Below are 8668 nucleotides of genomic sequence, written 5' to 3'. Positions count from 1 at the left end.
CCCGAGCAGGGCGCGGCCACGGCAATCCGGCTCGCCACGCTGCCCGACGGCGGCCCGACCGGCTCGTTCTTCAACGACGACGGAGTCATCCCCTGGTGACACCGGCAGCCGCCAAGAAGACGAAGACAAGGCCGGTAAGAACGCCGTCACCAGCCGCATACGGCGGTGATCTCGCAGGGATGACCCGTGTGGGCTTTCCCTCCAACCAGAGGCGTACGCGCCGTACCGCCTCGATTTACCCCCATTGCCACGTCCGGCTGACGACATCGAGGGCCCGGGCTTGACAGCCTCCGATCAACCGCGCGCTCGGCTCGGGACCCGTAGGCACCGGAGTTGAGCGCGACAGCAAGTTTTTCGACGGTTGGCGGAACGGACCGCCAGTGGCGATTGGAAGGAGCGCGAACGTGCGATGGACCGGGGGGCGTTGGGCGGGGGCGGCCGTTTCGGCCGCGGCACTGGCCATGCTGTCGGGAGCGGTGACGCCCGTATCTGCGGCCCCGACGGAGGCGGCGGCAGCCGCGCGCAACTACCAGGCATGGATCTGCGTCAAGGACAGCTACGGGAAGACCTTCACCAAGGCCAACGTCGGCGGGCGCAACCAGCACGGCACATACGTGCACACCCCCAACTTCGCCCTGCCCCATGACTACGGGGACGGGAGTCCGTACACCATCCACTGCGGACAGAAGGACTCGTGGTGGTTCAAGCCGAACCAGACGGTGACGCCCTGGTCGAGCGCGGCACTTTCGGTGTCGTCCAGCTCGGCGGCGCGGAAGATGTCGGCGGCCTTGCCCGGCATGTCGAGGAGCTGCTGTCCACCATGAACCTCACGGTGGACAGCAGCCCCCGGTACAGGGGTGCCGGGCGGATCAGTACAAAGGGCGTCAGCCGGCGTCTATCAGCGGTCGTCGGGTGTTGCGCCGGGCAGCAGGTCGGTGCGCATCCGGAGGTGGCGCAGGGTGGGGTGGCGGAGGCGGATGGTGCCGAGGGCGACCTCCGCCGTGACGGGCCGGGTGACGGGCCGTGTGCCGTCGCGGCGAGGATAGCCGAGCCCGTCCCGCAAGAACGCCGAACGCGAGGAGTTGCGGAAGGCCCTCGACTACCTGCGCGAGGGCGACACCCTCGTCGTACCGTCGCCGGACCGGCTCGGCCACTCCAGCCAGGGCCTCGTCGCGATCATGTCCGGCCTGCGCAAGCGCGGCGTCGGCTTCACCTCGCTACATAAGAACGCTCGACACGACCACGCCCGGCGGACGCATGGTCTTCCACGTGTTCGCGACCTTGGCGGAGTTCATTCGCAGGCTCAGCACGCAGGGCACCGACGAGGGCCTGGACGCTGCTCGCGCCCCCGCGGTGCCCGACTCGGCCGCCCGCCAGCGATGGCGGAGAAGCGGGTAGGTCATGCCCGCGGCCTGCTTGCCTGCCCGGAGAATGATGTTCCGCACCGTGCTGGTCTGTACGCCTAATACCGGCTCACGGAAGGCTGACGCCATGCGGAAACTGACCTTTGCCATGAACCAGAGCCTGGACGGCTACATCGCCGCGCCCGGCGACGACCTCGGCTGGAGCGTGCCGAGTGACGAGCTGTTCCAGTGGTGGTCCGACCGGGTGGACGCGACGGGCCTGGCGCTGTACGGGCGCAAGCTGTGGGAGACGATGAGCTCCCACTGGCCGACCGCCGACAAGCAGCCGGGTGCCACACCGGCGGCGATCGAGTACGCCGGCCGCTGGCGGGACATGCCGAAGGTGGTGTTCTCCTCTACGGCCGGCACGGTCGGCTGGAACACCCGTCTGGTCACCGGCGACGCGGTCACCGAGATCACCAGGCTCAAGGCCGGCGACGGCGGCCCCATGGACATCGGCGGTGCCACACTCGCCGCGGCGGCCATGCGGGCCGGGCTGATCGACGCGTACGCGATCGTCACCCATCCGGTCCTGGTGGGCGGCGGCACGCCGTTCTTCACAGCCCTGGACAACTGGGTGAACCTGACCCTGGTGGAGACCCGGACGTTTCCCGGCGGCGTGGTCCTGACCAGGTACGAGACCAGGCGCTGAGTGCTCGTCGTCGGACCGGCGCGGGCTTCGGGCGCCCAAGGATCTCGCGGCACTGTGTTTCGAGGCGATCGTGATACCCCTGCCGGATCACAGGTAGCAAGATCTCCGCCGATTGCCTCTGCCGAACAGCACGATGCCCCGGGCGAGCACGCCATCGCCCAGCCCCTCCCCTCCCCGCCCTGGTGGCCGCCTTCGCCGACCCGGTACGCGCCGACGACGAGCTCGCCTCGCCCATCAGCTCTTCGACCAGCTCGACAAGCGCGCTACCGTCCTGTCACCCTGACACGCTGGCATCGCCCAACAACTTGGCCGACGCCTACGATTCGGCAGGGGACCTCAGCCGCGCCATCCCTTTGTACGAACGCATTCTGGCCGCGTGTGAACGCATTGTCGGCGTCGAAGGTTCTCTGGCGGCCGCGGTGCAACGGCATTTGGCGGCTGTGAGTGGCTGCGCCCGAAGGACGACGACAAAATGGGCGGCGGCGCGTCCGGCGAGTAAGTCACGGGGGGGGGACGACGGACGCGACCGAGCTGCGCGAGCGGTGCGCCCGACAGATCGACGAGTACGTGGGCGGCTATTTCCACGGCCGGCCCTGGCTGCGGGCGGCGTACCTGGCGGTGCCGCGGGAGCCCTTCGTGCCCAACCGCGTATGGCGGGGGCCCCGTGAAAGCGACGAGCTGAAGGACCCGCGCCCGCTGCTGGACCGTCAGGCCGATCCTGAGCGGTGGCTGGAGGCCGTGTACGAGCCGACGACGCCTCTGATCACGCAGATCGACGACGGCGCTGTACCGGCCGACGGGCCCGCGGAATCGAGCCACTTCACCAGTTCGGTCTCCTGCTCTTCGGTCGTCGTGAACATGCTGCACTACCTGGACCCGCAGGAGGGTGACACGGTGCTGGAGATCGGCACCGGCAGCGGTTACAACGCCGCGTTGCTCGCCCAGCGCGTCGCCCCGACGAACGTGGTCAGCGTGGAGATCCAGCCGGACATCGCCGAGCGGGCCGCGCGGACGCTGCGCCAGCACCGGGGCGAGGGCGGGGTTCCGCTCGTCGTTACGGGGGACGGCGAACTCGGGTATCCGGAGCGGGCGCCGTACAGCCGGATCATCTCCACCGTGTGCGTGCGCAAGATCCCGCAGGCGTGGCTGGACCAGGCCACGCCGGGCGCCGTCATCGTCACCCCGATGGTGACGCCCTTCGCTATTCAGGCGCTGGCGCGCCTGGTCGCCGACGGCAAGGGCGGTGCCGAGGGGGACTTCGTCACCCGCGTCTCCTTCATGCTCGCCCGCGGCCAGCGCGAGTACCGGAAGTGGAGCGAGCTGGGTTGGTTCACCCTCCGCGACCTGGACTTGAGTGTGGATGCCGGAGAGCAGCGTATTCGTCTGCGCTGACACTCCCTCCGGGGAAGCCTCACACAGCTCTGGTCAGGCGGCCGCTACCAGGACACCGAGCACGAGCGCCGTCACGGCGACGTGTGTCCCGGCGTGGGAGAGCAGGGCCCGCCATCCGGCCGTGCTGCGCTGTGCCCGCGCGCCGGGCTCTCGGCCTGGGCGCGCGGGTTGTGGTGGTTGTTGGTGGCCGCAAAGACCCCGCTCGTTGGGCGTATTTCACGAGTTTGTGGCTGGTGGGGCTAGCGGGACATGCGGGATCGCGTGGCGGTGCGGAGGGCTTCCGCAGGGTTGGGGTGCCCCGGCGGAAGCCCCAAGAGCGGCTGAGACGGTCGCAGTCCTGTCGTGGCGGTCGTTGCGTGGGGTCTCGCTGCCCGGCACCGCGTCGGAGTTTTCGGTACGCGGTGGGAGCTGGTGGCGACGCTCGGTACGTACGCCGAGCGTCGGTTGCCCGGTTCGCTGAATGAGCGAGTGGCGGCCTCGTTCTGGGAGCGTCAGGTCACCGGGCTCAGCCGGTTCTACGAGTGGGAGATGAGACGGCGCTTGCGGAGCGCACCGACCGGCCTGTTGGGGTGATGGAACCGCAGGTCAAAGGTCTAGTGGAGCTGCGCCCGGCCTGGCACGCAGCTTCGCGGTGTCCATTCGGGTGATCGGAACAGCTACCGGCGGGTCCAGCGTTTCGCCCACTTTATCCGAAGCATTCAGGGCTTTGAGAGCGTCAATCGAAGGAGTGCCTGATGCGAACACGCAGAATACTGACCGCGGTCACGCTGGCCGCCACCACCATGCTCGGCTGCGCGGGCATCACCGCGGCCGCCGCGGACGCCCCCGAAACCCGGCAGGATGCCAGCGCGGCGCAGTCCCCAAGCCATCAGATGGCGGAGATCAAGGGCACCGTCACTAAGAACACGCACATGTATAAGAGTGGCAAGCCCGTGCAGGCTCTGAAGACGGGCGATGTGGTTGTGCTGAAATGCTGGATTCACCAGCCGAAGAAAGAAAAGTTCTACCACGTGTCCTTCAAGGGGAAGGACGGGTACGTGGTGGCAACGGCCATCAAGCTCGAGGGGGCGCACGAGCCGCCCAAATGCAAGTAGAAGCGATGCGACCAGGCGAGCGGTCACACAGCCTTCACTCACGGGGACGGGCCCGTCGCTAAACCCGCCCGTCCCGGCTCTGCCAGCGCCCGCCCCGAGACGGGCGCTGGTGGGGCTGGTGGGACACGCTGGGTCGCTCGCGGTGCGGTAGGGGCTTCCATAGGATTCGGCGACCTGGCGGACGCCCCGGGGTCTGCGGAAGCGGCTGAAGCGATCGCAGCCCCGTCGTGAAGGCCCCTGCGCGGCGCTCCGCCGCCCGGCACCCCCGCAGGCTCGTGCCCCCCTTGGCGCCTGCCCGCACGTGATCAGCCGGGTGTAGCCCAAGACCTCGGCCGCCGGACAGCGCAACGTAAGCCGCGTCCGACTCCACGCTCCCGCCCTCGCCCCGCCGCCTCCGAGACCGCATTCGTACGGACCCGCGGCGGGCAGGACGGACACCTGCTCGTGCCCAGACGGCGCGCCGCCGTCCCCTCGGACACAGTCCGCGTACTCGTTCGTCAACGCGACGGCGGCCGGTGCGTCCGCTGCGGTTCGCTGCACCGGCTGACGATCCACCACCGTGTTAACCGCGGGATGGGGGGGCCGCTCGGGAACCGTGGGTCAATCAAGCCCACAACTTGTTGCTGGTGGGCACGCCGTGCAACGGCTGGTTCGAGGACCATCCGCGCGAGTCGTACGCGGCCGGGTGGAAGGTGCATCGGCCGCAGCTCCCTGACGAGGTCGCTGTGCGCTGCCCGGACGACCGGCTGTATCGGCTCACCTCGGACGGAGCGCGCGTCATGACGGCGGTGGCCGGCCGGTGAAGCGCTCGCCTGTCCGGTTCGTCGACTTCGGCCGCTGGACGATCGGCACCTGGTCGACGGGGCCCGATACCTGGTTCGCGATCGGTTACACCTACAGCAGCAGCACGCGACCGTACGGCGTCGTCGGCCCCGCCATCACCTTCGGGCGCCGCTCGTGGGGCGCGTACGCCCGGTACTCGCGCGCCGAGTACCGGGCGCGGAAGAACGAGCCGTGGGCGAAGGAGAGCGAGGAGTTCCGGCCGCTCCCCCGGCGGCGCTCCTGGTGGTGCTGGTGGTCGTGAGCGTCATCCTGCGTCGCAGGGCGGGACGTAAGGGCGCTCGATACCCGGCAGTGCACGGTCTCCGGGGCGTAGCCGGGCGCCCCCACGCGTCTGGAGCCGGTACGTGTCCGCCCTTCGCTAACTTCCTCGTCCTCTCCGGCGGCTTCACGGCCGTCTCCCTCGCCGCGTGTGCCGCCGCCTACGCAGGCAACGGCATGAGGGGGAATGGGCTGTTCGCGGCCACGGTCCTCGTGTACCGGGTCGCTCGGCGCCCCGATCATGCTCCCCGTGTATCCAAGGCAGTTGAAGCGCGCCCAGGAGGCATCGTCGCTTACGTGACTGTACTCAACGTCATTTCAGCGAATTCACGACACTGCTCACAGTTCCGCTTACCTAGGCGCTCTCCCGCTGGCCCCACCGGCAGGCGCAAGCCGAGACAGAGCGGGCCCTTGATCGAGAGCGGGTCCACAACCTGCCCGCCTTAGGGTTCCGGTGATCACGGGGTTGTGACGCCACGTGATCATGGGGGTGGGTGTTCTTGTGGGCGCCTCCTCACTCGGCGGCTGCCGTCGCCTGCCACGCGCCCGGGCGTTCTCCTGTGGCCTTGTGGAAGAACACCGAGAAGTTGGACGCGTCGGGGAAACCGAGTATGTCGGCGCAGCGGGCGGCGGTGAGGCGGTCGTGTGCGAGGAGCCGTTTGGCTTCCAGGGTGATCCGTTCGACGATGTACGCCTTCGCGGTGCGGCCGGTGGCCTGTTGCACCGCTCGTGAGAGGGTGCGAGGCGCGTATCCCAGCGTACGGGCGTAGTAGCCGGCGTCGTGGTGTTGCCGGAAGTGTGCTTCGACGCTGGAGCGGAACAGCCGGAACACCGGATGGGTGAGCCGTGGTTCGGCGTGCGGTGGGTGCAGTCGGGTGATGAGCGCGGAGAGCAGGATTTCGGGCAGCTCCGTCCGGGAGTCACTGGGTGGGGCGGATGCTTCGAGGAGGAGATGGCTCCGCGCCGCATCGGCGAAGGGCCAGTCGGCGTCGGGGATGCTCCAGTGCGCGGCCGGGTCCGGGGAGGCGACAACTTCTCGGGTGGCGTGGGTAACCGGCGCGGTCGGCACGAACAGCACGAGGTGCCCTGCCACGTCGGCGATGTCGTCCCATCGGTGCACCGCGCCGGGTGGAATCCACACCGCCGATCGGTCTTGGAGCGGGTAACGGTGGAAATCGACCGTGACTGAGCCGGGTCCGGCGTCGATGACGGCAAGGACGTGGAAGTCGGCGCGCTGCGTGCCGCCGTCGTTCAGCTCGCGAAGGCGGCCGAACGTCATCGTCTCGACCGAGGCGGCGCGGCGTCCCGCGGGCTGGTAGGTCATGTGCCGGATCACGCTCACGTGTCCAGTTTCCACCATCGGGCGACCAGTCACGCCGATGCCCCGCCCGGGTGCGGAAGTTTCAATGAATACACAGGGCAACCGCCCGGAGCACCGACCGGAAGAGCCACCATGAACACGACGCAGCAGATGCTTCTGCCCACTTACGACCATCGGCCGGGGACCGGACCGACCCTGGTGTTCCTGCACTACTGGGGCGGTTCCGCCCGCACCTGGGACCTCGTCGTCGACCGCCTGGCGGGCCGTGACGTGCTCACGGTCGACTTCCGCGGATGGAGCCGGTCGAGCGCTCTGCCCGGTCCGTATACGCTCGGTCAGCTCGCCGACGACACGCTCGCCGTCCTCGCGGACGCGGGGGCCACCGACTACGTCCTGGTGGGGCATTCGATGGGAGGCAAGGTCGCACAGCTGGTCGCGGCCACCCGGCCGGTCGGCCTGCGCGGTATCGTCCTCGTCGGCTCCGGCCCGGCGAAGCCCGCCGCACAGGTCACTCCCGAGTACCAGGAAACCCTCTCGCACGCCTACGACTCCGCCGAGTCCGTGGCCGGGGCACGGGATCACGTCCTCACCGCGACCGAGCTGCCCGCGTCGGTCAAGGCGCAGATCGTGACCGATTCGCGGACCGTCACCGACGCCGCCCGTACCGAGTGGCCGCTGCGCGGCATCGCGCAGGACATCACCGAGCACACGCGCAGGGTCAGCGTGCCCGCTCTCGTCGTCGCCGGAGAACACGACCAGGTGGAGCCCGTCGGCGTACTCCGCGACAACCTGCTGCCCTACCTCTCCCACACCGAGTTCGTGGTGGTCCCCCACACCGGTCACCTGATCCCGCTGGAAGCCCCGGCCGACCTTGTCGAGGCCATCACCGCATTCGCGCCGGCCGCCTGACCGTCTCCAGCGGCACCGCCTTCTCCGCCATCGGCCTCCCTGCCCCCGACGCGATCGCCCGCCGGATGCGTAACGCCTCCGCCGGTGCCGTACGTGTCGGCCAGAGCGATGCGGAGGCCGTACTGACCATGGTCCACACTCTGGGCGATCTCGCTGCCGAGTACGGCGGCAGCCACGTGCGCCACCTGGCACTCAGCTACCTCCGCCACGACGCCGGGCCGTGGCTCACTGGGCGCTTCGACGAGGCGACCGGCCGTCGGCTCTACGCCGCTGCCTCGCAACTCATGTACCTGATCGGGTGGGTGACACAGGACCGCAGCGACGAGCCGCACGAGGCCATCCCGTACTTCGAGCGGTTCCATCGCCTGATCGACCTGCGGGAACGCGCCGACCTGCTCGACGGCAACCTTCACCGCCAGCCCGTCTTCCGGGCGGCTTCCACATCGAACTACAGGGCCCCGTACGGGCCGGCTGAGGCCGCCGTACGAGCCTACTGGGCCCGCGCGGGCCGCCTACCAGTGGCCCGTCGGCGCCCTGCGTGGTGCGCACAACCATGACCGGTTACGCGCACCACGCAGTGACGCCTGCATCCCGCGCTTGTGGATCGTCGGTCTTGGGCCGTGGAGCAACGTGCGGCGCAGGCGGCGCTGAGGTGATGACGGTCGCCCGCACGCTCTCAGCGGCGATGTCGCTGTGCAGCTAGAGATCTTTAATGGTGGGAGTTCTCTGTCCCGGTGACGGCTGGTGGTGTCCTCGGTATGCCGGAGGGATGAGGTATCCCGATGGTGGCGGGCTG

11 protein-coding genes and 2 pseudogenes are annotated in these 8668 nt (G+C 69.2%); 11 read left to right on the top strand and 2 right to left on the bottom strand.

Annotation, left to right across the window (positions count from 1 at the left end):
• Window positions 1-99 (top strand): annotated as a pseudogene (locus ADK86_RS44380) (dehydrogenase); the annotation flags it as partial.
• Between the two features lie 305 nt (window positions 100-404).
• Window positions 405-824 carry a hypothetical protein gene (locus tag ADK86_RS43075; RefSeq protein ID WP_159393833.1) on the top strand — a complete coding sequence of 140 codons (420 nt, stop codon included), beginning with the start codon at window positions 405-407 and terminating at the stop codon, window positions 822-824.
• 74 nt (window positions 825-898) lie between these two features.
• On the opposite strand, the gene ADK86_RS43070 is transcribed toward ADK86_RS43075, so the two are convergent.
• Window positions 899-1063, bottom strand: coding sequence for a hypothetical protein (locus ADK86_RS43070; RefSeq protein WP_159393832.1), 165 nt, complete (start codon window positions 1061-1063; stop codon window positions 899-901).
• 19 nt (window positions 1064-1082) lie between these two features.
• Here ADK86_RS43070 and ADK86_RS44375 point away from each other — a divergent pair.
• The 7 genes and pseudogenes from ADK86_RS44375 to ADK86_RS11640 all read left to right on the top strand — a co-directional run.
• Window positions 1083-1175: pseudogene (locus ADK86_RS44375) on the top strand (recombinase family protein); the annotation flags it as partial.
• Window positions 1176-1257: 82 nt separating this feature from the next.
• Window positions 1258-1398: a hypothetical protein gene (locus ADK86_RS45625; RefSeq protein WP_420718842.1), complete on the top strand. Its 141-nt coding sequence runs from the start codon at window positions 1258-1260 to the stop codon at window positions 1396-1398.
• Between the two features lie 93 nt (window positions 1399-1491).
• A complete protein-coding gene (locus tag ADK86_RS11660) occupies window positions 1492-2055 on the top strand; it encodes a dihydrofolate reductase family protein (protein WP_053696528.1) in 564 nt (187 codons plus the stop codon).
• 567 nt (window positions 2056-2622) lie between these two features.
• Window positions 2623-3447, top strand: coding sequence for an rRNA adenine N-6-methyltransferase family protein (locus tag ADK86_RS11655; protein WP_234345814.1), 825 nt, complete (start codon window positions 2623-2625; stop codon window positions 3445-3447).
• A gap of 734 nt (window positions 3448-4181) precedes the next feature.
• On the top strand, window positions 4182-4541 hold the full coding sequence (locus tag ADK86_RS11650) for a hypothetical protein (RefSeq protein WP_053696527.1): 360 nt from the start codon (window positions 4182-4184) through the stop codon (window positions 4539-4541).
• A gap of 626 nt (window positions 4542-5167) precedes the next feature.
• Window positions 5168-5344: a hypothetical protein gene (locus ADK86_RS11645; RefSeq protein ID WP_159393831.1), complete on the top strand. Its 177-nt coding sequence runs from the start codon at window positions 5168-5170 to the stop codon at window positions 5342-5344.
• On the top strand, window positions 5341-5625 hold the full coding sequence (locus ADK86_RS11640) for a hypothetical protein (RefSeq protein ID WP_053696525.1): 285 nt from the start codon (window positions 5341-5343) through the stop codon (window positions 5623-5625). The genes ADK86_RS11645 and ADK86_RS11640 overlap by 4 nt, the downstream gene beginning before the upstream one ends.
• A 531-nt stretch (window positions 5626-6156) precedes the next feature.
• On the opposite strand, the gene ADK86_RS11635 is transcribed toward ADK86_RS11640, so the two are convergent.
• Window positions 6157-6984 carry a helix-turn-helix domain-containing protein gene (locus ADK86_RS11635; RefSeq protein ID WP_053696524.1) on the bottom strand — a complete coding sequence of 276 codons (828 nt, stop codon included), beginning with the start codon at window positions 6982-6984 and terminating at the stop codon, window positions 6157-6159.
• A 111-nt stretch (window positions 6985-7095) separates the two neighbouring features.
• Between ADK86_RS11635 and ADK86_RS11630 the strand changes: the two genes are divergently transcribed.
• Window positions 7096-7872 (top strand): alpha/beta fold hydrolase, encoded by a 777-nt coding sequence (locus tag ADK86_RS11630; protein WP_053696523.1) that lies wholly within the window; start codon window positions 7096-7098, stop codon window positions 7870-7872.
• 65 nt (window positions 7873-7937) lie between these two features.
• Entirely contained in the window at window positions 7938-8429 is a 492-nt protein-coding gene (locus ADK86_RS43760) for a hypothetical protein (protein ID WP_199834390.1), read from the top strand.
• Window positions 8430-8668: the final 239 nt, after the last annotated feature.

Origin of the sequence: Streptomyces sp. NRRL F-5755, from assembly GCF_001279365.1 — a bacterium.
Lineage (GTDB): Bacteria > Actinomycetota > Actinomycetes > Streptomycetales > Streptomycetaceae > Streptomyces > Streptomyces rimosus.
Note: the sequence above shows the minus strand (reverse complement) of the source record. Positions and strands in the feature narration are given on the sequence as shown.